Below are 21699 nucleotides of genomic sequence, written 5' to 3' on the forward strand. Positions count from 1 at the left end.
GCTGTTGCGAGGAAGCGAGCGTTGTCTGAGTGATTCGCGCGGCAGCGCGAATCGCGAGTTTAGCGAGCGCGCAACAGACCGAGAAGCGCAGGGAACCCGCGCAGCGGGCAAGTCGCCGCCTGAAAAAGACCTGACCCGCCCGGGACGACATCAACCACTGAGCTTTAGATATTCCAGGAAATCCGGCCTGATCAGGCCGCAATCCCGTATTTCGCCCGGTATTCAGCAATAGCACCCAGTGCCCCGGCATACTCGGGCCGATCCTGCAGAAAGGTCTGCAGCTCTGCCAGGGTGACGATACTGGCGACTTTCAGTCCCAGCTCCTGTTCGACTTCCTGGATGGCGGAACGCTTGCCCTGACCGCGTTCCTGGCGATCCAGTGCGATGACCACACCTGCCGCGCTGGCGCCCGCAGCATCGATGATCTGCAGCGATTCGCGGATGGCGGTACCGGCGGTAATAACGTCATCGATAATCAGCACCCGGCCTTCCAGCGGCGCGCCAACCAGGCTGCCGCCTTCACCGTGGTCCTTGGCCTCCTTGCGGTTGAAGCACCAGGGCGTGTCCCGCTCGTGGTGATCGGCGAGCGCGATACTGGTGGCGGCGGCCAGCGGGATACCCTTGTAGGCCGGGCCGAACAGCACATCGAAGCCAATACCTGAATCGATAATGGTGCGGGCGTAGAAGCGTCCCAGTCGCGCCAGGTGGCTGCCGCGGTTAAACAGTCCGGCATTGAAAAAATACGGGCTGACACGGCCGGATTTCAGGGTGAACTCGCCAAACCGCAACACGCCGGCTTCAATGGCAAATTCGAGAAATTCTTTTTTGTAGGACTGCATGAGACTCCACCGGGAACGAAAAAGCTCCGGTATGATACACGCGCAACCGCAACAGGAGAACGCATGCGCATCATCACCATCAATGTGAACGGGATACGTTCAGCCGCCCGCAAGGGATTTTTCAGCTGGATGGTGCGGCAGCGTGCGGATGTAGTGTGCATTCAGGAGACAAAGGCGCAGGTTCATCAGTTGCAGGACCCGGTGTTCTGGCCGCGCGGCTGGCATGCGTATTTCCACGATGCGGAGAAAAAAGGCTACAGCGGCGTGGCGATCTACTGCCGGCGCGAGCCGGACAAGGTGATCAGCGGGCTGGGCTGGCCGGATGTCGATAGCGAGGGGCGCTATCTTGAAGTGCGCTTCGGTTCACTGGGCGTGGTGTCGTTGTATATGCATTCCGGCTCCTCCAGTGAGGAGCGCCAGCAGAAGAAATTTGAAATGCTGGAACGCTTTATGCCCTACCTGCGCAAGTTGCGGCGCAGCCGGCGCGAGTACGTGATTTGCGGCGACTGGAACATTGCGCACCGCAGGATCGATCTGAAAAACTGGCGCGGCAACCAGAAAAATTCCGGTTTCCTGCCCGAAGAACGGGCCTGGATGGATGAACTGTTTGGTCCGGCGGGGTTTATCGATGCCTTCCGGGTGGTCGATCAACGGCCGGATCAGTACACCTGGTGGTCGAATCGTGGCCGTGCCCGGGAGAAGAACGTGGGCTGGCGTATCGATTACCAGGTTGTTACACCAGGACTGGCGAGACGGGTGCAGAAAGCGCGCATCTACAAGGACAAGCGTTTCTCCGACCATGCACCGCTCATCATGGATTACGACTACCCGTTATGAATGACACGGTAAAGGTCGTCCTGTCAGGACGCATGCTGGTCGCGTTGTTGATGGGGTTTTCTTCCGGACTGCCGCTGCTGTTGACCGGTTCGGTGCTGCAGGCGTGGATGACCGATGAGGGCGTCGACCTGGGGACCATCGGCTTGTTCGCGCTGGTCGGGTTGCCGTATACGCTGAAATTCCTGTGGGCGCCGCTGGTCGATCGCTACACGCTGCCGTTACTTGGTCGCAGACGTGGCTGGCTGTTACTGATCCAGACCGGTCTGATGATTTCGATTGTTGCGCTGGGCTGGACTCACCCGGCGCAGAATGCCTTGCCGGTTGCGCTGGCGGCATTACTGGTGACATTCTTTTCCGCGAGCCAGGATATTGTCGTCGATGCCTACCGGCGTGAAGCACTGGTCGACCGTGAGCTGGGGCTGGGCGCGTCGCTGTATGTGAACGGTTACCGTGTCGGTATGCTGCTGGCTTCGGGGGGCGGGTTGATCCTGGCTGACTTTATCCCCTTTCCGCAGGTCTACCAGTTGATGGCCGTGGTCATGGTGGTTGGTATCGGCACCACCCTGTTCGCGCCCGAACCGGTGGCGGCGCAGGGCCTGCCGACGACACTCGGCGAGGCGGTCATTCATCCTTTCGTTGATTACTTCAAACGTCATCATGCCTGGCTGATTCTGCTGTTCATCCTGCTGTTCAAGGTGGGCGATACCATGGCCAGCCATATGACGGTACCGTTTTACCTGGACATTGGCTTCAGCAAGAGTGAAATCGGCACAGTGGTGAAGCTGTTCGGCTTCTGGGCGACACTGGCCGGCGGCCTGGTCGGTGGCATTATTATGCTGCGTATCGGGATCTATCGGGCGTTGTGGGGGTTCGGTATTCTGCAGGCCGTTTCCACCGCCGGTTTTGCCGCGCTGGCATTCACCGGCTACAGCCTGCCGCTACTGGCCGCCGTGATTGCCTTTGAAAATCTCAGTGGCGGTATGGGCACGGCGGCTTTCGTCGCTTTCATGGCGAGCCTGACCAATCGCCGCTTCACGGCGACACAATATGCCCTGTTGACCAGTCTGATGGGGATTCCTCGTGTCATTGTCGCGGCACCGACCGGTTATATTGCCGAAGGGCTTGGCTGGGTCGGATTTTTCGTGCTGTGTACCCTGATTGCCATACCCGGGTTATTGCTGCTGACACGCTTCCGCGGCTGGCTGGTGGAGACAGATCGTGCTGACTGACGTGTCGCTGTTGTCGGCATTTCTTGTCGGGTTGCTTGGCGGCGTGCATTGCGTGGGGATGTGCGGTGGAATTGTGACCGCGTTATCGCTGGGGCTGCCGGCTGATAGCCGCGCTGTACGCTGGCGCTACCAGCTATCCTATAACGCGGGGCGGATTTTCAGTTACAGCCTGGCAGGTGGGCTGTTTGGTGGCGTCGGGTGGCTGGCAGCACACTGGAGTGGTATTCACCAGATTCAGACTGGCCTGCAATGGCTGGCAGCGTTGTTCATGATTGCCCTGGGACTGTACCTCGGGGGCTGGTGGAACGGGCTGACATACATCGAACGACTGGGCAGTGCAGTCTGGAACAGGCTGGAGCCACTGGGCCGGCGTTTCCTGCCTGTTCGCAGTAGCAGGCAGGCGCTGTTACTCGGTACGATCTGGGGCTGGCTGCCCTGCGGGCTGGTTTACAGCGTACTGGTGTGGGCCATTGCCGCAGGCAGCCCCGCGCAGGGTGCGCTGTTGCTGTTGAGCTTCGGGCTGGGGACTTTACCCAATTTATTGTTGATGGGTGCCGCCGCCGAGCGACTGGCCGCGCGGGTGCGCGATGTGCGCACCCGGCGACTGGCGGGGTTGCTGGTATGTGGCTTCGGCCTGTATTCGCTCTACATGATTACTCTGTAAAGAACTGGTGGCTGAACTTTACCTCGTGGGCTTGCGAATTGTCGCCCGGTTTGACATGCAGCGTGAAACGCAATGTTTCTTCGTGTGCAATCGGGAAGTCACCGATGTAGTAGATGGCATTTCCTTCGCGAACTTCACGCAATTTGATGGTGCGTTTCTGGCCGGTCAGGTTGGTCGCGCTGGCGGTGATTTCGGCCGCGACGGGTTTGCCGGTTGTCCCCATGATCTTGCGTAGCACCGCAATATTGATCATGCCGCGATTCTTGCTGCGTTTCAGGCCATACTCGCGCGTAACGGCGGGTGGCAGGTAACTGGTATTCAGTGCATTGAAATGGACGACATAGTCGCCAAAATCCTGGGAGTTTTCCGCACCGGCCATACCCGACAGGGTGATCAGCACGCCAAACAGGAAGGGCAACAAGGTTTTCTTCAGCATCCGGATTCTCCTTCGGTTTTTGGTTTGTTCAATGAAACTATAGACCAAACCAGGCCGCCAGGGTTTCCGGGTGTTATCGAGTCAGACGATGGCTTGTTCCGCTGTCTGCACCGTTGTGACCGGTGGACGTCCGGATTCTGCGTCGCAGGAGCGGATGGAGTGACGAATCTGCTGCAAGGCGTCAATCTGCCGCTTGGTTTCCCGCAGGGTGGCGTCAAGCTCCTTGATGCGCGCATCCAGCGTGTCGCGTGACTCACTGATACGGCGAAGCGTCTCCAGGCGTTTCTCCATCGTGGCCTTGTGTTCCTTGATTTGCCTGACCAGCGGGTTCATGACTTCCTTGAGCCAGGCATTGGCGTCCTGGTTGGCCTTGAAGAACAGGCTGCGGGTGTGGCTGACCAGGGAGATAAAGAACTTCTTGATGACAAAAGACTGCTCGGTCACAGTCATCAGCGGACTGCGACGGAAGTTCTCCGCTTCCTGATACAGGCGTTCCAGATCAGACGAGAAGCGCGCGGTTGAGAACTGCTTCGGCATAATCTGTGGCAGGCCGTGCTCTTCATGGAATTTCTTGTACGTGGCGCGGATCAGCATGCGCGTCTGTTCAGCGTGAGTGGTGACCTGGTCCATGGTGTCCCGCGCGCCTTCAAAGAAGGTTTCCATGCCGCGTTTGAGTCCCGCGGTCGTCCAGCTGTGGGTCATGGTGTCGCGGGTCTTGTTGATCAGGCGGTCCAGTGCTTCCATACTGAGGACCTCAAGCATGGTACGGGCCTGATTCTGCAGCAGGCGACGGCTGCTCTGGAAGCTTTCCACGTTACGCAGATAGGCGGCCTGTTCCTCGCGCGACTTGCTCATGAGGTGCATGATGACGTCGGCATTTTTACCACGCAATGAGCGCAGTTCGACCAGTTGTCTGGTGGTCTCACCCTTGCGGCTCTCAAGTATGGTGAGGTTGTCATCGACCATGCCGCCGATATGTTCGACGAGGTTGTTACGGATAATCGCGCGCTTGCCCGGCAGTACCGTGTTGGCGATATAGTTTTCCAGTTCGGGCAGGCGGCTGTCGTTGAGCAGTTTTTTCTCGCCGCGGATTTTTGCCAGCAGCGCTTTCTGCGCAGACATCGGGAATACCAGCTCAGGCGAGATACCCAGTTGTTCGGCGCTGCTCGTGCGTTGAGATTCGATGCTGGCTTTTACCGCGGCTGATGACTTGAGTTCATCCCACAGCATATCGATTTTGTTCAGTACCACGATCAGGTTGTGGGGGGATTTACCGCGTACGGCAGCAACGTGGTGTTCCCACATGTCCATATCGCTGCGCGTCACGCCGGTGTCTGCGCCCAGCAGAAACAGCACAGCCTGTGCAGCGGGTAGCATGCTGAGGGTCAATTCAGGTTCGCTGCCCATGGCGTTCAGCCCGGGCGTATCCAGTACGACCAGTCCCTGTTTGAGCAGTTCATGGGGAAAATTGACCAGCGCGTGCCGCCAGCAGGGGATTTCAACCTGTTCCGGCCGTTTGCCGGTTGCCTTGTAGCCCGGGTCGGTGGTTTCGTCGTAGAGGCCAAGTTCACGGGCCTTCCCCAGTGGGACATGACGGGTTTTGATGACTTCGCGCAATGCCTGCGCTATCTGCGCGGGGTCGTCCATGTTCAGCGGCGTGTGATTCCAGTGAATGGGCTCGTGCTTGAAGTCGGCAATACTTTTGTTCTGGAGACGGGTTTCGATTGGCAGCAGGCGAATATAGGCATCCGGTGTTTCGTGATCATAGAACAGTTCGGTCGGGCACATGGTGGTGCGTCCGGCCTCGGAGGGCAGCAGACGCTGTCCAAAATGTGCAAAGAACAGCGCATTGATCAGTTCTGTCTTGCCGCGCGAGAATTCCGCGACAAAAGCGACGGTCAGGCGGTCCTTGCGAAGTGCATCGAGGGTTTCAAATATCCTGAATTCCTGTTCACTGGATGCCAGCTGATGCGTGTCGAGCCATTCCTGAAACGACTGGACATCGTGAATCAGTTTCTCGCGCCATCGTGAGTAATCCTTGAGACGGCGGTCAAGTTGATCCTGTTGCATGCATTTCATCCCGCTGAAAATTATGGCCTGTATGTCAGGCATGGCCGGTTTTACGCCAGGGCGCATCTTTTCCGGGTAGCGGCTGCGAGGATGAGGGCTTTAGTCTGTTTTTTAGGGGGTTAGACGGGTTGCAGCCGATATTGCCTGACCGGTTGAACTTATCTGGCCGGGCGTGGCGGCGTCACCGGTTCGGGGAAATGCACAGGCCGGCAGATGCGCACTTTTTTGGTGCGGCCGGTTTGACCGCTGATCAGTTCGACGCGAGCGCGTGGCACCTTGCAGTATTTTGCGAGAAAGCGCAGCAGGTACTGGTTGGCCTTGCCATCGACCGGCGGGGCCGTAAGGCGGATTTTCAGGTGGTCGCCGTATACACCGGCAATCTCGTCCCGACGGGCACGTGGCTGCACGCGGATCGACAGGATCAGGTCATCATCCTGCCAGCGGAAACAGGGTTCGGGCATCCGGAGATCTTATAGAAATATTAAAAAGATCGGAAGTATCAGGTACTTGGCCAGCTGTATAGCAATCAGGGCCACCAGCGGCGACAGGTCCATGCCGGATATCGGTGGTATCAATCGCCGGCAGGGACGCAATACCGGCTCGGTAATGCTGTACAGCAGTGATACCACCGGGTTGTAGCTGCCCGGGTTGACCCAGCTGATAATCACCTGAATAAATATGGCGAACAGGAATACGTTGAGCGCCAGTTCGGTCAGTTCGCGGAGGGACAGCACCAGCATGGGCCACACCGCCAGCGGGCCGCCTCGCAGCAGACTGATCAGGGTAAAGGACAGCAGCTGCAGGAGCAGCATCAGCACCAGCGAACTGGTATCGACCTTGCCTGTGCTGGGGATAATTCGCCGCAGGGGAAGCAGTGCGGGGTTGGTGACCTTGACCAGAAACTGGCTGACCGGGTTATAGAAATCAGCGCGTACGGCGGCCAGCAGGAAACGCAGCATGACCGTCAGAATATACAGTCCAAACAGGGTGTTAATCAAAAACTCAAGTGGGTTGGTGACGTAGTTGGTGCCCATCATTCTGCGCCGAACTGTTTGGCCAGTTCGCGTGAGCGATCACAGGCGGCCTTGAGGGCATCGTTGAATAGTGTGCGTAATCCCCCTTCCTCAAGGACAGCGAGGGCTTTTTCCGTGGTGCCACCTGGTGAAGTGACCCGTTGCCGCAGTGCGGCCGCATCGTCCCGGCTTTCCAGGGCCATCTTTGCCGCGCCAAAGGCGGTTTGCAGGGCCAGAAGCCGGGCCGTTCCGGCCTCCAGTCCAAGCGATTCCCCGGCTTCCTGCATGGCTTCGATGACCAGGAAGAAGTAGGCCGGGCCGCTCCCGGAGAGCGCCGTGACCGCGTCCAGCTGCGTCTCATCCTCGACCCACAGCGCCAGCCCTACCGCGCGCAGAATATTTTCCGCCAGCGCCTTCTGCGCTTCATTGACGCTACTGCTGGCAAACATGGCGGTGGCGCCACTTTGCACCAGTGCCGGTGTATTGGGCATGCAGCGCACCACGGCGCAGTCGCCGCCAAGCCAGCGTTGCAGGTCATTGCTGCAAATCCCGGCGGCGATTGAAATCACGAGAGGCCGTTTGGCTTGCACGGTTGCAGCCAGTTCGCGGGCAACATCACGCATGGCCTGTGGCTTGACCGCCAGCACGACCAGTTCGCTCTGCTCTACAGCGGCGCTGTTATCGGCTGCAGCCGTTATGTCAAACAGCCGGGTGATGGCCGCCAGCTGCTCGGGGTCCGGGTCGGACACCGATATACAGGCCGGGTCCCAGCCGTCGGCAACCAGGCCGCCGATCAGACTGCGCGCCATGTTGCCGGCACCAATGAAAGCAAGTCGGGTTTTCTTCATGGCGCAGACCATACCTCACTCCAAATGCCTGATTCAAGCGGAAAACCCGGTAACCGGGCATCGCCGTGCCGGGACGCTATACTTGCAGCCGTCAGGCCGGGCTGTGAAGTCAAGTTCCCGGCCCGCGTGACGATAAGGAAAGCCAGAACCACAGTTGGGGAAAAGCATGGATATTGCTGAATTACTCGCCTTTAGCGTCAAAAATAACGCATCCGATTTACACATTTCCGCGGGTCTGCCACCCATGATTCGCGTCGATGGTGATATTCGTCGTATTAACGTGCCGGCACTCGATCACAAAACCGTGTACAGCCTGATCTACGACATCATGAACGACAAGCAGCGCAAGGATTTCGAGGAATTTCTCGAGACCGATTTCTCGTTCGAGATTCCCAACCTGGCGCGTTTCCGTGTTAACGCTTTCAACCATAATCGTGGCGCCGGCGGCGTGTTTCGTACTATCCCGTCGACCATCCTGACACTGGAAGAACTGGGTTGCCCGGCAAGTTTCAAGGATATTGCTGATCAGCCGCGCGGTATTGTGCTGGTGACCGGCCCGACCGGTTCCGGCAAGTCCACCACGCTGGCGGCGATGATGGATCACGTGAATAACGAACGCTTCGAACACATTCTCACCATCGAGGATCCCATCGAATTTGTTCATGAAAGTAAAAAATGCCTGGTCAACCAGCGTGAAGTCCACCGCGATACCCACGGCTTCAACGAAGCCCTGCGTTCAGCCTTGCGTGAAGACCCGGACATTATCCTGGTCGGCGAATTGCGTGACCTGGAAACCATCCGTCTGGCGCTGACCGCGGCTGAAACCGGTCACCTGGTATTTGGCACCCTGCACACCAGTTCTGCTGCCAAGACCATCGACCGTATTATCGATGTGTTCCCGGCGGCGGAGAAGACCATGGTGCGTTCCATGCTGTCTGAGTCGTTGCGCGCAGTTATCTCCCAGACCCTGCTGAAGAAAACCGGCGGCGGGCGTATTGCTGCACACGAAATCATGATTGGTACCCCGGCCATTCGTAACCTGATCCGCGAAGACAAGGTGGCGCAGATGTACTCCGCCATCCAGACCGGCCAGGCAGTGGGTATGCAGACACTCGACCAGAACCTTCAGGAACTGGTGCAGCGTGGCCTGATCAGCCGTATCGATGCGCGCTCCAAGGCCATGAACAAAGAACTCTTCCGCTAACGGGGCACATGATGGATTTCAACTCACTGTTAAAGCTCATGGTGCACAAGCAGGCGTCCGACCTGTTTATCACAGCCGGCATGCCACCGAGTATGAAGGTCAACGGGCGTATCAAACCGGTCTCCCAGTCAACACTGACGCCTGACCAGGCGCGCGAGGTGGTGCTGAGTGTTATGACGGAGGCGCAGCGCAAGGAATTTGATGACAAGCTCGAATGCAATTTCGCCATCAGTTCTCCGGGTGTCGGACGCTTTCGTGTCAGTGCATTTTATCAGCGCAGTCACTGTGGCATGGTGTTGCGTCGCATCGAGACAAACATACCGACTATCGAGGAACTGACGCTTCCGCCGATTATCAAGAACCTGGCCATGACCAAGCGTGGCCTGATTATCTTTGTCGGCGCAACAGGTACCGGTAAGTCAACCTCGCTGGCGTCCATGATCGGTTACCGGAATGCCAACAGTACGGGACACATCATTACCATTGAAGATCCCATCGAGTATGTGCACCAGCACAATGGCTGCATCGTGACGCAGCGGGAAGTCGGTATTGATACCGACTCATTTGGCACCGCGTTGAAAAATACCCTGCGTCAGGCGCCGGACGTTATTCTCATCGGCGAAATTCGTACCCGTGAAACCATGGATCATGCTATTGCCTTTGCAGAAACCGGCCACCTGTGCCTGGCAACACTGCACGCCAACAATGCCAACCAGGCCATGGATCGTATTATCAACTTCTTCCCGGAAGACCGCCGTGATCAGCTGTTGATGGACCTGTCATTGAACCTTAAAGCGATTCTTGCCCAGCAACTGTTACCGACGCCGGATGGCAAGGGGCGCCGGGTGGCTGTCGAGGTGCTGATCAATACGCCGCTGGCGGCAGACCTGATCCGCAAGGGCGAGGTGCACAAGATCAAGGACCTGATGAAGCGCTCCAACCAGCAGGGTATGAAAACCTTCGATCAGGCCCTGTATGAACTGTACCGTGAGGGTGAGATCACCCAGGATGATGCGATTCATTACGCCGATTCGGCCAACGAGGTGCGCCTGATGATCAAGCTCAAGGACAGTGAGGTGGACGCCTCCAGTGCGCTGGAAGGTGTGACGCTGGTCGAAACCCCCTGATACTTTTTTGCTGCCGGTAGCGGGGCGTGGATGCTGTGGTGTCTGCGCCCCGTTATTTTTTATGGGTCAGAAAACGCTGCTGGCCTCGAATACCGGGCCATCCACGCACACGCGCTTCATGGCTACACCGTCGTCTGTCTGCACCTTGACGACACAGCCCGCACAGCCTCCTACGGCACACGCCATGTATTCTTCCAGTGATACCTGGCAGGGCAGGTCATAGTCCTTCGCCAGTTGTGCCACGGCTGCCAGCATGGGGTGTGGGCCACAGGCGTACACACTGACTTCCCGGCGTTGCCTGTCATCCAGTCCGTCCAGCCAGCTGCGTGCAAGGTCGGTGATATAGCCTTCGTAGCAACCGGGGTAGCCTTGCAGACTGGCCAGTCGACTGGGAATGCCCCAGTCATCGAGTAACGGCATGGCCGCGATGACACCTTCCGGTATGCCGGGAACCATGATGTGCGAAGGTCGCTCGCTGAACGGGAAGGGGACTTCCGATCCCATCAGCGCCAGTGGCTGATAGTCCGGGTTGTTTTTTAAATGCTCGGCAAGAAAAACCATCGGCGGGATGCCCACGCCGCCACCCAGCAGTAACGCGCGTGGACGATCCGGGTTTGCTGTAAACGGATTCCCGACAGGGCCGAGCAGGCTGAGCATTTCGCCCGGCGTGCGCGTTGCCAGCAGGCGGGTACCCCGGCCAATTGCCTTGTAGAGGAAATCCACCCGGCCCGTGTTCGCATCGACACGCATGATAGACAGCGGCCTGCGCATGGGCAGCATGGGGTCGCATGTCAGGTGTGCAAACTGGCCGGGTTGCGCCAGCGCGGCGCACTCAGGCGCCTGCAGGCGCAGGATGAACTGGTCGCCCTCGAAGGCCTGGTGAGAGATGACTTCGGCCATCTCCACGGCAATGGTGTCGCGGTGGTCGGGGTGTTTCATCGGGCCTCGCGGGTAAAAATAATCTGGCCGTCGCGCAGGGTGTAACGGACTTGCCCGGGCATTTCCCAGCCATTGAAGGGTGTGTTCTTGCCCTGGCTGCGCAGGGTGTCATGACTGACCTGCCAGTGAGCATCGGCATCGAACAGGCAGAGGTCGGCTACCCGCCCGGTGCTGAGTTCGCCGCAGGGCAGGTTGAGAATGGCGGCGGGGCCACAGGTTACCCGGGCGATGGCGTCGCTCAGTGTGAGCGGGCTCTCCCGGGCAAGTTTCAGGGTCAGTGACAACAGCGTATCGATGCCGGAAGCACCTGGTTCGGTGGCCGGGAAGGGTGCCAGCTTGGCATCTGCCTCGTGCGGCTGGTGATCTGAACAGAGTGCGCCCAGCGTGCCATCCCGCAGCCCGGTGATCAGCCCGCTGCGATCATTCTGGGTGCGCAGCGGTGGTATGAAGTGGAAGTCGGGATTGAATTCCGAGGCATCCAGTTCAGTCAGGTACAGGTAGGGGGCAGCGACATCGGCACTGACCGGCAGGCCGTCAAACTGCGCGCGCGCCACCATGCGCACGGCGCGCTCGGTGGTCAGTCTGCAGAAGTGTGCGCGTACGCCGGTCTGCTGGATCAGGGCCAGGTCGCGTGCTACTGCAACGGTTTCTGCCGCTTCCGGAATGCCGCGCAGGCCGAGCCGGGTGGAGACATGGCCTTCGTGCAGGCAGCCGTCGGCTGACAGTGCCGGGTCGTCGGCGTGCAGGAATACGGTCAGGTCGAAGGTTGCCGCATATTCGAAAGCGCGTCGTTCAATCTGCGTCGATGCCAGGGGTTTCAGGGCATTGCCCACGCCGACGCAGCCAGCCTGTTTCAGTGCCGCCATTTCGCTCAGGTGTTCGCCGTCGAGGCCACGTGTCAGTGCGCCCAGTGTGACAACACGGGCGGCATCGACCTGGCTGGCGCGGTGACGGATTAATTCAAGCACGGCGGGGGTGTCGACAACGGGTGTGGTATCGGGCGGGCAGCACAGGGTGGTGATGCCGGCAGCGGCGGCTGCACGACATTCACTGTCGATGGTTGCCTTGTGCTCCTGGCCGGGATCGCGCAGTCGTGCGCACAGATCCACCAGCCCGGGGATCACGTGCAGGCCACTGGCATCCAGCGTAATGTCAGCCGAGAACCCGTCCGGTGCATTACCGACAGCGGCAATGCGGCCGTCAGCGATATACAGGTCGGTCGGGGCATCGATGCCATTGGCCGGGTCGACCAGGTGTCCGCCGTGGATATGAATGCGCGGTTCAGTCATGATTGTCCCGGGTTGGAGTGGGGTGCATGGCCATCGACATCACTGCCATGCGGGTAGCGATGCCGTAGGTCACCTGTTCCAGGATCACCGAGTGTGGACCGTCGGCAACGTATGAGTCCATTTCCACGCCACGGTTGATCGGGCCGGGGTGCATCACGGTGACATCCGGTTTGGCATTGGCGAGACGTTCACGGGTCAGGCCATACAGACGGTAGTACTCGTGCTCGCTGGGCAGCATGGCGCCCTGCATGCGTTCGCGCTGCAGTCGCAGCATGATAATCACATCGGCATCACGCAGGCCTTCGTGCAGGTCGTGGAATACGCGTACGCCGAGTGATTCGACATGGGCTGGAATCAGCGTGCGCGGTGCCACCACGCGCAGGTCACCGACATTCAGCAGGTTGAGCGCATGGATCTGTGAGCGCGCCACGCGCGAGTGGGCGATGTCACCGACAATGGCCACGCTCAGGCGGCCGAAGTCAGGACCTTTTTCGCGGCGGATAGTGAACATATCCAGCATGGCCTGTGTCGGGTGTGCATGGCGACCGTCACCGGCGTTGATCACACTGACGTGCGGCTGTACATGGCGGGCAATGAAGTGGGCCGTGCCACTGTCAGCGTGGCGCACCACGAACATGTCGACGTGCATGGCTTCCAGGTTACGCAGCGTATCCAGCAGCGTCTCGCCCTTGACGGCGCTGGAGGCGTTGATGTTGATATTGAGTACATCGGCCGACAGGCGCTTGGCTGCCAGTTCGAAGGTGGTGCGGGTGCGCGTACTGGCTTCGAAGAACAGGTTGACGATGGTGCGACCGCGCAGCAGTGGAACCTTTTTTACAGATTGCTCGGTAACCCCGGCAAAGGACTCGGCGGTATCGAGAATTTCTGTCAGCAGCGCGCGGTTCAGGCCTTCAATAGAAAGAAAGTGCCGCAGTTTTCCGTCATCGCCGATTTGCAGATTGGCGCTCATGGTGCGCGGTTAATCTCCAGTTGCAGCGGCTCCGGGCCGGTCAGTTTGACGTGTTCGTGTTCGCCGAGTTCCATGTGCCGGCCGGTGACAGCGGCCTCGATGGGCAATTCGCGGCCGTCGCGTTCCACCAGCACGGCAAGGGTAATGGATGCCGGCCGGCCATAGTCGAACAGCTCATTCATGGCGGCGCGGATGGTGCGCCCGGTATGCAGCACGTCGTCAACCAGAATAATGTGCCGGTCGTCGACGGAAAACGGCAGTTGTGAGGGTCGCACCTGCGGGTTCATGCCGATACGGGTAAAATCGTCACGGTAGAAGGAAATATCCAGAACGCCGAGCGGTTCCCTGATCCCCAGCAGCGAGTGCAGTTGCTGCGCGACCCAGACACCGCCGGTATGAATACCGACCATGGCGGTCTGATCGTCGATCTGAACGCGCGCGCGCAGTGCGTCGGCCATGCTGGCGATCAGGGCTGAAATATCAGTTGTTTCGTTCAATCGTTTGGCTCTTGCTGTAACCAGTCCTGGAGAATAACCTGTGCCGACATCGCATCGATGTCGGTGTTAGCCTGTTCGCGCGCACTGAGCCGGCTTTCCACCACCCACGAACTGAGCCGTTCCTCCGCCTGGTGTACCGGCAGGCGGTAACGGCCTTCGAGCTGTCGGCAGAAACGTTTTGCCGCGTGGGTCATGTCCTGCTCGGCACCGTCCATATGATACGGGATTCCGACCACCAGTGCGCCTGGTTTCCATTCCTCGATCAGGCGGCTGACCGCTGCCCAGTCCGGTTTGCCGTCGCGGGCGCGAAGGGTGGTCAGCGGCGTGGCCGAGCGTGTCAGCCGCTGGCCCACGGCGACACCGATGCGCCGGCGGCCGTAGTCGAAGCCGAGCAGCGGCTGGCTGGCTTCAGTCGCTGGCATCAGGCGTGACCGGCTTCTCCGGATAACAGGTCGAGATCCACGCCCAGCGAGGCGGCGGCCGCCTTCCAGCGTTCCTCGTCCGGTTTGTTGAACAGGATGTCGGGGTCCGCCGGACCGCTGAGCCAGGCGTTGTCGGCCAGTTCCTGTTCCAGCTGGCCGGCGCCCCAGCCCGCGTAGCCCAGTGTAATCAGGTATTTCTCCGGGCCGCTGTCATGGGCAATGGCGTTGAGGATATCCAGTGACGAGGTAACGCCGATACGATCGGTAACCTGCATGGTGGCTTCCCAGTCGCCCACCGGCGTATGCAATACAAAGCCACGTTCCTGCTGGACCGGGCCGCCGACATGGACGGGGGTTTGTCGTGCTTCGGGCGAGGCATCCCTGACATCGATGTGTTCGAGGATTTCACCGAGCTGCATGTTCATCGGCCGGTTGATGACCAGCCCCATGGCGCCGTCTTTGTTGTGCTCACAGATATAGGTAACGGAATGGAAGAAATTGGGATCCTCCAGCCCGGGCATGGCGATCAGAAACTGGTTGGTGAGGAACGATCCAGTCATGACGGTAGTATCCTGTAGCGCATCACAGAGTACAAGTCATGGCTGCCGCATCGTTTACTGGATTGAGGGGTGTGTGGTGAGCGTGTTGCTGCTGGAGAATATCCAGGTGCGGGTGATATAGAGGATGTCGTTGTCCTTGCGGATGTTCTGCGGGAAGGGGGCAAAGGGGGCGGCGAGCCGGACGATACGTACGGCTGCATCATCCAGGATTTTATGCCCGGACGGTTTCAGTATGGTGATATTGCGTACACTGCCATCCAGGTAGACGGCCACTTCCACCATCAGTTTTCCGGACAGGCCCTGGCGGCGTGCGGCATCGGGGTAGTTGAGCTGGCCAACCCGTTCAACCTTGTGTACCCAGTCGCGCATATAGCTGGCATAGCGTTCTTCCCGGGTGCTGGCGGTGATGTAGGCACCGGTCAGTCGCTTCGAGTAGACCAGCGCATTCTGCTGGATACTTTCATTTAACGAGAGCATCTCCTTGCTGCGGTTGATGATATCGGCGGCATTGGGTTGCTTAGGTTTTTCCTGCGGTTCCTTGCTGTCGGGTGTCTTTCGCTGATTGTCGGTGCTGGTGAGTCGTCGCGTTTTGTCCGGTTGCAGTTCCCGGCTGGCGGCAGCTTTGGCCTGCGCCTGCATTTGCTGACGGACCTTGACCTTCTCTGTGGTGTTGCCCGCACCCTGCTGGCTGGATTCCGCCAGGTAGTCGAACTCTTCCGGTGGCAGCTCCTTGCCGGGGTTGACGACGGTAATATCCAGGGTCGGCAGGTACTGGTCCGGCGGGTTGCGGTCAAAGGCATCGAAACTGATGCCGAGAATAATCAGCGCATGAAAGGCCGTGGCGATAAACAGGGTCAGCGCCAGCCGGTCAGTGGTCGGTGCTTCGATGGGGGTCTGGCTCAGGGTCGTCACAATTCTGTTCTGTTGCAGTTCATGCATTGCAGTATGCAGCAATCATACCGGAGTGTCCTGGTCAGGGCTTCAGTGAAACCACCCTGACCGTTTTCCATTCCGGGTCGAAAATAATGCGTTTTGCCAGTTCGGGCGTAACCCAGGCAACATCCTGGTCGTCGATACGCAGTACCTCCCTGACGCCCATACTGACCGCAACAGACTGCCAGCGTTCCGCACCCGCGACAAATAGCGCGGTGGCAGCCGCGTCAGCCAGTGCCGGGTCATCGGCAATGACAGTGACGGAGCGTGTTCCGCTGGCAGGGTAGCCGCTGCGTGGGTCAAGAATATGGTGATAACGCCGGCCCTGGTAGGTGAAATAGCGCTCGTAATCGCCGGAAGTGAAGATGCAGCTGGCACCCTGCAGGAGCAGGGTGGCGATTGTGCCCTGCTGTCGTGGGTGGCGGATACCGATACGCCAGGGTTTGCCACCCCGGCTGCCGCGCAGGCAGAGATCGCCGCCGGCATTGACGATAAGGTTGCGGATGCCGCGCGCCTCCAGCAGCTCAACGGCCTTGCCGACGGAATAGCCTTTGGCAAATCCGCCAAAATCCAGTCGAACATGTGGGTTGCTGCTGCTGACGGTGTTCCCTTCAATCACAAGCTGCAGGCTTGAGGGCTTGTGCGACAGCCACGCATTTATCTTCCGGGCTGAAGGGGGCGGACCTTCGGGCGGTGCATCCTGCTGAAAACCCCACAGCGCCAGCAGTTCACCAATTGCCGGGTTGAACAGGCCATCACTCAGGCGTTCGAAGGTTTGTCCCATACGGATCAGTTGCACAATGGAGGGATCGGTTTGCCAGGGGTCGCCGGCAGCAATAGCGTGGTTCAGGTCATCAAGCGCGCCGCGCTGCCAGGCGTGCCAGTCACGGTGTTGTTGCTGGTACATCGCGTCCACGGCCTGCACGGCACTGCGCGAGCGTGCGGCGTCAGCACCCTGGGTGATGATGTCGATCAGTGTGCCGAAGGCAAACAGTTGTTGTTGATAGACGGTTGCCTGCCGGGGCTGACAGGCACTTGTCAGCAGCAGCGTCAGTCCCAGCAGAAATGCAATGCGTGTCGTCAATGGCGGGCAGCAAGCCGGTTTTCGATGACGTCCATCAGATCCGAGGCGATATCCAGCCCATAGAGCCTGTCCAGTTCGCGAATACAGGTCGGACTGGTGACGTTGATTTCTGTCAGGTAGTCGCCAATGACATCGAGGCCGACAAACATCAGTCCGCGCCGGCGCAGCTCCGGGCCTACCTGGTCACAAATCCAGCGGTCGCGTTCACTCAGTGCTGCACCTTCACCACGGCCGCCGGCTGCAAGGTTGCCGCGGGTCTCGCCTTTGGCCGGGATGCGCGCCAGCGCCCAGGGGACGGGTTCGCCATCGATCATCAGGATGCGTTTGTCGCCGGCGCTGATTTCGGGGATGAATTTCTGTGCCATGGCGGTGCGCTGGCCAAGTTCGGTCAAGGTTTCCAGGATGACGCTGATGTTGGGGTCATCACGCGTGACACGGAAAATCGATGTGCCGCCCATGGCGTCGAGAGGCTTGAGGATGATGTCACCGTGTTCATTGAGAAAACCGCGCAGGCGGGCAGGATCGCGGCTGACCAGGCTGGGCGCACAGCACTGGGGAAACCAGCCGGTGAACAGCTTCTCGTTGCAATTTCTCAGAGAATCGGCGCGATTCACCACAAGAAGCCCCCTTTTGGCGGCAAGTTCAAGCAGGTGGGTGGTGTACAGGAATTCCATATCCAGCGGTGGATCCTTGCGCATCAGCACCACATCCAGGCTGCTGAGGGGTAGATCCCGGGCTTCGGACAGCTCAAACCCGTCATGCTCGCGGTCAAAAACCCGCAGTGAGCGCAGGCTGGCGGAAACTTCACCGTCGTGCTGGAACAGGTCGGATTGCTCCATATAGAAGAGTTGCCAGCCACGGCGCTGTGCGGCCAGTAACATCGCGAAGCTGCTGTCTTTATAGGCTTTGATGGACTGGATCGGGTCCATCACGATGCCCAGTCGTATCGTCATCGGGGTTCCTGCTGCGATCGGGTCAATCGCTCAGATTGTGAACGAATTCAGGTTTGTAAAGTTTACTTGGCAACGGACGATAGATGCCAGTAGCCGCGATTGTATCGTAATTTTATCGGCAAAACGGGTGCTTGAAGTCTGCTGCACACCACCAGTGGAAGCGCAGATTCAGGAACCGGGCGAGGAACAGAACGCAGGCGGGAGTCGTATGGAAACAGTTATGGATCCGATAGAAGCAGAAAATATGGAAACGGTAAACGAAACAGAAGAGACCGGCGAAGGCACAACTGCCGATGATGGTTTTGCGGGTCTTAAGGTTATGGTCATCGACGATTCGAAGACGATTCGCCGAACGGCCGAAACGCTGCTTAAAAAGGCCGGCTGCGAGGTGGTAACAGCCACCGACGGTTTCGAGGCGCTGGCCAAGATTGCTGACGAAAAGCCAGGCATTATTTTTGTCGACATCATGATGCCACGGCTGGATGGCTACCAGACCTGCGCCCTGATCAAGAACAACCAGGTGTTCCGGAATACCCCGGTCATCATGTTATCGAGCAAGGACGGGCTGTTTGACCGTGCACGCGGCCGGATTGTCGGTTCCGACCAGTACCTGACCAAACCGTTTACCAAAGATGAATTACTGGGAGCGATCCGCGAACACGTAACGACATGACGGAGCGTCTCCCGCGATAGCGCCGGTGTTTGGCGCACCCGTTGTGGAGCAGTAACCAACCCTAGGGGAAGAAAGAGATGGCACAAATTCTGATTGTAGATGACTCACCGACCGAAGCTCACATTCTTAAAGGAATGCTGGAGAAAAACGGTTTTGAAATTGAAACGGCCGAGAACGGTACTGAGGGTATCGAGCGCGCCAGGGAGCTGAAACCGGATCTCATCCTGATGGATGTCGTGATGCCGGGGCTGAACGGTTTCCAGGCTACACGGCAGCTGACCAAGGGCGCTGACACAGCCGATATCCCGGTCATTATCGTGACCACCAAGGACCAGGAAACTGACCGCGTATGGGGCCTGCGCCAGGGCGCGAAGGATTTCCTGACCAAGCCGGTCTCGGAAAAGACCCTGATGGAAAAGATCAACGCGATTCTGGCGGCTGCCTGAGGAGCAGGGATATGTCTGCACAGGATTTCGACACACCGCTGCAGTGCCTGGCACATCTGGAAAGATGTTGCCTGCGCCATGCACACGGTTTGCCTCAGCAGGAAGAGGGTGACGATGAATGGATCGGAATCGGTTTCCGTCTTGGAAAGCTCAACCTGGTTGCGCCTCTTGGAGAGGTGGCGGAAATACTGACGCCACCTTCGCTTTCAAAAGTGCCGCGCACCAGGGCATGGGTCTGCGGGATCGCAAATATCCGCGGCAATCTGATGCCGATTATGGATTTGCAGGGCTACCTTCACGACAGGCCGGCAGCATTGAACCGGCGAAGCCGTATCCTTGTTGTTAATCACAACGGTGTTTACTCGGGGCTTGTTGTTGATGCCGTGCTGGGTCTTCGCCATTTCCGGGAAGAGCAGCGCTGTGATGAGTTACCGGGTGATGATGAAAAGATCCATGCGTATCTGACGCACGGGTTCCGGGCAGGTGCCGAACACTGGGGTGTTTTCAGTATGTACAGACTGGCGGAAACGCCACAATTTTTACAGGCCGCGGTATAGCGGCATGAACAGGTTCCGGTTTTGTAGTAATCCAATTGGGGAAGACGATCAGCTGATTAGGTCAGGAGACGAAGCATGAGTACAGCGAAACAATCCCACGCCAAGGTGGGCTCACACAAAAGGACAATGTATCTGATTGCAGCGCTGCTGTTGTCATTGGGCGCCATGGTCAGCGTATTCTGGTACGTTGGCACCCAGGCTAACTATGACAAGGAATATATCGGGTACACCAGTGAACAGCAGGTGCTTTCGCAGCAGATTGCAAAGTATGCGCTGGAGGCTTCTTCGGGTGTAGAGCCTGCATTCGACCAGCTGACCAAGTATCGTGATCGCTTTGAACAGATTCTTGGCTATCAGGAAAACGGTAATGTTGTGACCGGGCTTCCACCGAGTGGTGAAGTCATCAGGGATGACCTGGATTCGATGAAGGAATCCTGGTCGAAGTTCCGTGAAAGCGTAGACTTCGTGCTCGGCGGCAAGGAAAGTGTCGCTGTTGTGTCCGAGGCCAGCCAGGTCATCAACGAGATCATGCCGAAACTGCAGGCCTATGATGAAGAGATCGTTGCCATCCTGATGGACAGCAAGGCAAGTCGCGAGACCATTAACGTGGCAACCCGCCAGTTGATGCTCAGTCAGCGTATCGCCAATAACATCAACCACGCACTCAGTGGTGAAGGTGTGGAGACGGCAATCGAACGCTTCTCGGAAGATGTCGAGGCTTATGGCCAGGTGCTTGATGGCATGGTGCGTGGTAACGACGTCATGAAGATGGTCAGGAACGAAGATGTTCAGACCAAGCTGTTTGAGACCTCCATGCTGTTTACCATTGTATCGGACTACGTCGAGGAACTGCTGGACATGTCCGAAGATCTGCTCGAGATACAGGCTGCAGCGAGGAGTATCGCCTCCCAGTCCGATGATCTGTTTGCAGGCGCCCTGCGACTGCAGAATGCCTACTCACTGGCAGCAGACCTGCGCCCGATCCAGCCCGAGATGGCGTATATCTTTGGTGCCGTCGGACTGCTGGTTCTGTTCCTTCTGGGCATGCAGGTGTATCGTGACCAGGAAGCGCGTCGCAAATACGCAGAGAAAGAGAACGAGAATAACCAGAAAGCCATCCTTCGACTGCTCGATGAAATGGGTAATCTGGCTGATGGTGACCTGACGACCTACGCCACGGTGACCGAGGATTTCACAGGGGCTATCGCAGACTCCGTGAACTACACTATCGATGCACTGCGTGACATGGTAACCACCATTAACGAGACCTCCGGCCAGGTGTCGTCAGCTGCCAAGCAGACGCAGGAGACTGCGCAGCATCTGACTGAAGCCAGTAACCACCAGGCTGAAGAAATCACTACCGCCACAACGGCTATCAACGAAATGGCGGTGTCTATCGATGAGGTGTCCCGTAATGCGGAAGATACCGAACAGATGGCGGTGAAATCGGTTGAATACGCACGCAAGGGTGGTGAAACAGTTCGTCGTAATATTGAAGGTATGGATCGCATCCGTGAGAACATCCAGGAAACATCGAAACGCATCAAGCGTCTGGGGGAAAGCTCGCAGGAAATCGGCGATATCGTTGAGCTGATCAATGACATCGCGGAACAGACCAACATCCTGGCATTGAATGCGGCGATTCAGGCAGCCATGGCCGGTGAGGCAGGTCGTGGTTTCGCGGTGGTTGCTGATGAAGTCCAGCGTCTCGCTGAACGTTCAGGTAACGCGACCAAGCAGATTGAAGCACTGGTTAAAACCATCCAGACCGATACCAACGAAGCGGTTATCTCGATGGAACAGAGTACCGCGGGTGTGGTGAATGGCGCGCGACTGGCTGAGGAATCCGGCGAAGCTCTGGAGCAGATCATGAATGTGTCTGATGACCTTTCCAGCTTGATCCAGAACATCAGTGCGTCTGCCCGTCAGCAGTCCAAGGCGGCAGCCAATATCTCCGAAACCATGCATGTTATCCAGGAAATTACCACGCAGACCTCTGCCGGCACGAACGAGACAGCGGCCTCTATCGGTAATCTTGCCAAACTTGCCGAGGAAATGGGTGGCACGGTCGCCGGCTTCAAGTTGCCGGAATAACGCAGAGGTATCGGG

At 58.3% G+C, this 21699-nt stretch carries 24 protein-coding genes; 9 read left to right on the forward strand and 15 right to left on the reverse strand.

Annotated features, from left to right (window positions below; translation table 11 throughout):
- Positions 1 to 191: 191 nt before the first annotated feature.
- Positions 192 to 839, reverse strand: coding sequence for an orotate phosphoribosyltransferase (gene pyrE / locus ACW81B_RS07660; protein ID WP_491579628.1), 648 nt, complete (start codon positions 837 to 839; stop codon positions 192 to 194).
- Between the two features lie 63 nt (positions 840 to 902).
- Here pyrE and ACW81B_RS07665 point away from each other — a divergent pair, with 63 nt between their 5' ends.
- From ACW81B_RS07665 to ACW81B_RS07675, 3 genes are read left to right on the forward strand one after another with little or no spacing between them, the layout of a single operon-like run.
- On the forward strand, positions 903 to 1676 hold the full coding sequence (locus ACW81B_RS07665) for an exodeoxyribonuclease III (RefSeq protein ID WP_491579629.1): 774 nt from the start codon (positions 903 to 905) through the stop codon (positions 1674 to 1676).
- Positions 1673 to 2905, forward strand: a complete 1233-nt coding sequence (locus ACW81B_RS07670) for an AmpG family muropeptide MFS transporter (RefSeq protein WP_491579630.1) — start codon at positions 1673 to 1675, stop codon at positions 2903 to 2905. Before ACW81B_RS07665 ends, ACW81B_RS07670 begins: the two co-directional genes overlap by 4 nt.
- Complete coding sequence (locus ACW81B_RS07675; protein WP_491579631.1) at positions 2895 to 3569, forward strand: sulfite exporter TauE/SafE family protein; 675 nt, start codon at positions 2895 to 2897, stop codon at positions 3567 to 3569. The genes ACW81B_RS07670 and ACW81B_RS07675 overlap by 11 nt, the downstream gene beginning before the upstream one ends.
- Here ACW81B_RS07675 and ACW81B_RS07680 read toward each other — a convergent pair.
- The 5 genes from ACW81B_RS07680 to proC form a co-directional block, all read right to left on the reverse strand.
- Positions 3559 to 4005 carry a DUF4426 domain-containing protein gene (locus ACW81B_RS07680; protein ID WP_491579632.1) on the reverse strand — a complete coding sequence of 149 codons (447 nt, stop codon included), beginning with the start codon at positions 4003 to 4005 and terminating at the stop codon, positions 3559 to 3561. The two genes, ACW81B_RS07675 and ACW81B_RS07680, sit on opposite strands and share 11 nt — an antisense overlap.
- Before the next feature lie 81 nt (positions 4006 to 4086).
- Positions 4087 to 6075: a dynamin family protein gene (locus tag ACW81B_RS07685; protein WP_491579633.1), complete on the reverse strand. Its 1989-nt coding sequence runs from the start codon at positions 6073 to 6075 to the stop codon at positions 4087 to 4089.
- Positions 6076 to 6233: 158 nt separating this feature from the next.
- Positions 6234 to 6536 carry a DUF167 domain-containing protein gene (locus ACW81B_RS07690; RefSeq protein WP_491579634.1) on the reverse strand — a complete coding sequence of 101 codons (303 nt, stop codon included), beginning with the start codon at positions 6534 to 6536 and terminating at the stop codon, positions 6234 to 6236.
- Positions 6537 to 6545: 9 nt separating this feature from the next.
- Positions 6546 to 7109, reverse strand: coding sequence for a YggT family protein (locus ACW81B_RS07695; RefSeq protein ID WP_491579684.1), 564 nt, complete (start codon positions 7107 to 7109; stop codon positions 6546 to 6548).
- On the reverse strand, positions 7109 to 7936 hold the full coding sequence (proC, locus tag ACW81B_RS07700; protein WP_491579635.1) for a pyrroline-5-carboxylate reductase: 828 nt from the start codon (positions 7934 to 7936) through the stop codon (positions 7109 to 7111). Before proC ends, ACW81B_RS07695 begins: the two co-directional genes overlap by 1 nt.
- Positions 7937 to 8102: 166 nt before the next feature.
- Between proC and ACW81B_RS07705 the strand changes: the two genes are divergently transcribed.
- Positions 8103 to 9140 carry a type IV pilus twitching motility protein PilT gene (locus ACW81B_RS07705; RefSeq protein ID WP_491579636.1) on the forward strand — a complete coding sequence of 346 codons (1038 nt, stop codon included), beginning with the start codon at positions 8103 to 8105 and terminating at the stop codon, positions 9138 to 9140.
- An 11-nt stretch (positions 9141 to 9151) separates the two neighbouring features.
- Positions 9152 to 10267, forward strand: a complete 1116-nt coding sequence (locus tag ACW81B_RS07710) for a PilT/PilU family type 4a pilus ATPase (RefSeq protein ID WP_491579685.1) — start codon at positions 9152 to 9154, stop codon at positions 10265 to 10267.
- Positions 10268 to 10333: 66 nt separating this feature from the next.
- Here the strand turns inward: ACW81B_RS07710 and ACW81B_RS07715 are convergent, their stop codons facing one another.
- Genes ACW81B_RS07715 through gshB form a run of 9 tightly spaced genes read right to left on the reverse strand, consistent with a single transcriptional unit; the run spans position 10334 to position 17914 of the window.
- Positions 10334 to 11206 carry a dihydroorotate dehydrogenase electron transfer subunit gene (locus ACW81B_RS07715; RefSeq protein WP_491579637.1) on the reverse strand — a complete coding sequence of 291 codons (873 nt, stop codon included), beginning with the start codon at positions 11204 to 11206 and terminating at the stop codon, positions 10334 to 10336.
- Positions 11203 to 12495, reverse strand: coding sequence for a dihydroorotase (locus ACW81B_RS07720; RefSeq protein WP_491579638.1), 1293 nt, complete (start codon positions 12493 to 12495; stop codon positions 11203 to 11205). Before ACW81B_RS07720 ends, ACW81B_RS07715 begins: the two co-directional genes overlap by 4 nt.
- Positions 12488 to 13465, reverse strand: coding sequence for an aspartate carbamoyltransferase catalytic subunit (locus ACW81B_RS07725; protein WP_491579639.1), 978 nt, complete (start codon positions 13463 to 13465; stop codon positions 12488 to 12490). Before ACW81B_RS07725 ends, ACW81B_RS07720 begins: the two co-directional genes overlap by 8 nt.
- The gene (gene pyrR / locus ACW81B_RS07730; protein WP_491579640.1) at positions 13462 to 13962 is read right to left on the reverse strand and encodes a bifunctional pyr operon transcriptional regulator/uracil phosphoribosyltransferase PyrR; all 501 of its coding nucleotides are present in this window, start codon (positions 13960 to 13962) and stop codon (positions 13462 to 13464) included. Before pyrR ends, ACW81B_RS07725 begins: the two co-directional genes overlap by 4 nt.
- Positions 13959 to 14384, reverse strand: coding sequence for a Holliday junction resolvase RuvX (gene ruvX / locus ACW81B_RS07735; protein WP_491579641.1), 426 nt, complete (start codon positions 14382 to 14384; stop codon positions 13959 to 13961). Before ruvX ends, pyrR begins: the two co-directional genes overlap by 4 nt.
- Positions 14384 to 14944, reverse strand: coding sequence for a YqgE/AlgH family protein (locus ACW81B_RS07740; protein ID WP_491579642.1), 561 nt, complete (start codon positions 14942 to 14944; stop codon positions 14384 to 14386). Before ACW81B_RS07740 ends, ruvX begins: the two co-directional genes overlap by 1 nt.
- Positions 14945 to 14998: 54 nt before the next feature.
- A complete protein-coding gene (locus tag ACW81B_RS07745) occupies positions 14999 to 15883 on the reverse strand; it encodes an energy transducer TonB (protein WP_491579643.1) in 885 nt (294 codons plus the stop codon).
- 34 nt (positions 15884 to 15917) lie between these two features.
- Positions 15918 to 16961 carry an FAD:protein FMN transferase gene (locus ACW81B_RS07750; protein ID WP_491579644.1) on the reverse strand — a complete coding sequence of 348 codons (1044 nt, stop codon included), beginning with the start codon at positions 16959 to 16961 and terminating at the stop codon, positions 15918 to 15920.
- Entirely contained in the window at positions 16958 to 17914 is a 957-nt protein-coding gene (gene gshB, locus ACW81B_RS07755) for a glutathione synthase (RefSeq protein ID WP_491579645.1), read from the reverse strand. Before gshB ends, ACW81B_RS07750 begins: the two co-directional genes overlap by 4 nt.
- Before the next feature lie 319 nt (positions 17915 to 18233).
- Between gshB and pilG the strand changes: the two genes are divergently transcribed.
- The 4 genes from pilG (at position 18234) to ACW81B_RS07775 (ending at position 21684) form a co-directional block, all read left to right on the forward strand.
- Positions 18234 to 18587 (forward strand): twitching motility response regulator PilG, encoded by a 354-nt coding sequence (gene pilG / locus ACW81B_RS07760; protein ID WP_491579686.1) that lies wholly within the window; start codon positions 18234 to 18236, stop codon positions 18585 to 18587.
- Between the two features lie 77 nt (positions 18588 to 18664).
- Entirely contained in the window at positions 18665 to 19033 is a 369-nt protein-coding gene (gene pilH, locus ACW81B_RS07765; protein ID WP_491579646.1) for a twitching motility response regulator PilH, read from the forward strand.
- A gap of 11 nt (positions 19034 to 19044) precedes the next feature.
- A complete protein-coding gene (locus ACW81B_RS07770) occupies positions 19045 to 19590 on the forward strand; it encodes a chemotaxis protein CheW (protein ID WP_491579647.1) in 546 nt (181 codons plus the stop codon).
- A 75-nt stretch (positions 19591 to 19665) separates the two neighbouring features.
- Positions 19666 to 21684: a methyl-accepting chemotaxis protein gene (locus tag ACW81B_RS07775; RefSeq protein ID WP_491579648.1), complete on the forward strand. Its 2019-nt coding sequence runs from the start codon at positions 19666 to 19668 to the stop codon at positions 21682 to 21684.
- Positions 21685 to 21699: the final 15 nt, after the last annotated feature.

The sequence above is a fragment of the Thiogranum sp. genome, from assembly GCF_058323355.1.

What these genes read in the sequence shown, in the direction of transcription:
- pyrE (WP_491579628.1), bottom strand. Translation starts at nt 839, where the DNA reads ATGCAGTCCTACAAAAAAGAATTTCTCGAATTTGCCATTGAAGCCGGC.
- ACW81B_RS07665 (WP_491579629.1), top strand. Translation starts at nt 903, where the DNA reads ATGCGCATCATCACCATCAATGTGAACGGGATACGTTCAGCCGCCCGC.
- ACW81B_RS07670 (WP_491579630.1), top strand. Translation starts at nt 1,673, where the DNA reads ATGAATGACACGGTAAAGGTCGTCCTGTCAGGACGCATGCTGGTCGCG.
- ACW81B_RS07680 (WP_491579632.1), bottom strand. Translation starts at nt 4,005, where the DNA reads ATGCTGAAGAAAACCTTGTTGCCCTTCCTGTTTGGCGTGCTGATCACC.
- ACW81B_RS07685 (WP_491579633.1), bottom strand. Translation starts at nt 6,075, where the DNA reads ATGCAACAGGATCAACTTGACCGCCGTCTCAAGGATTACTCACGATGG.
- ACW81B_RS07690 (WP_491579634.1), bottom strand. Translation starts at nt 6,536, where the DNA reads ATGCCCGAACCCTGTTTCCGCTGGCAGGATGATGACCTGATCCTGTCG.
- ACW81B_RS07695 (WP_491579684.1), bottom strand. Translation starts at nt 7,109, where the DNA reads ATGGGCACCAACTACGTCACCAACCCACTTGAGTTTTTGATTAACACC.
- proC (WP_491579635.1), bottom strand. Translation starts at nt 7,936, where the DNA reads ATGAAGAAAACCCGACTTGCTTTCATTGGTGCCGGCAACATGGCGCGC.
- ACW81B_RS07705 (WP_491579636.1), top strand. Translation starts at nt 8,103, where the DNA reads ATGGATATTGCTGAATTACTCGCCTTTAGCGTCAAAAATAACGCATCC.
- ACW81B_RS07710 (WP_491579685.1), top strand. Translation starts at nt 9,152, where the DNA reads ATGGATTTCAACTCACTGTTAAAGCTCATGGTGCACAAGCAGGCGTCC.
- ACW81B_RS07715 (WP_491579637.1), bottom strand. Translation starts at nt 11,206, where the DNA reads ATGAAACACCCCGACCACCGCGACACCATTGCCGTGGAGATGGCCGAA.
- ACW81B_RS07720 (WP_491579638.1), bottom strand. Translation starts at nt 12,495, where the DNA reads ATGACTGAACCGCGCATTCATATCCACGGCGGACACCTGGTCGACCCG.
- ACW81B_RS07725 (WP_491579639.1), bottom strand. Translation starts at nt 13,465, where the DNA reads ATGAGCGCCAATCTGCAAATCGGCGATGACGGAAAACTGCGGCACTTT.
- ruvX (WP_491579641.1), bottom strand. Translation starts at nt 14,384, where the DNA reads ATGCCAGCGACTGAAGCCAGCCAGCCGCTGCTCGGCTTCGACTACGGC.
- ACW81B_RS07740 (WP_491579642.1), bottom strand. Translation starts at nt 14,944, where the DNA reads ATGACTGGATCGTTCCTCACCAACCAGTTTCTGATCGCCATGCCCGGG.
- ACW81B_RS07745 (WP_491579643.1), bottom strand. Translation starts at nt 15,883, where the DNA reads ATGCATGAACTGCAACAGAACAGAATTGTGACGACCCTGAGCCAGACC.
- gshB (WP_491579645.1), bottom strand. Translation starts at nt 17,914, where the DNA reads ATGACGATACGACTGGGCATCGTGATGGACCCGATCCAGTCCATCAAA.
- pilG (WP_491579686.1), top strand. Translation starts at nt 18,234, where the DNA reads ATGGTCATCGACGATTCGAAGACGATTCGCCGAACGGCCGAAACGCTG.
- pilH (WP_491579646.1), top strand. Translation starts at nt 18,665, where the DNA reads ATGGCACAAATTCTGATTGTAGATGACTCACCGACCGAAGCTCACATT.
- ACW81B_RS07770 (WP_491579647.1), top strand. Translation starts at nt 19,045, where the DNA reads ATGTCTGCACAGGATTTCGACACACCGCTGCAGTGCCTGGCACATCTG.
- ACW81B_RS07775 (WP_491579648.1), top strand. Translation starts at nt 19,666, where the DNA reads ATGAGTACAGCGAAACAATCCCACGCCAAGGTGGGCTCACACAAAAGG.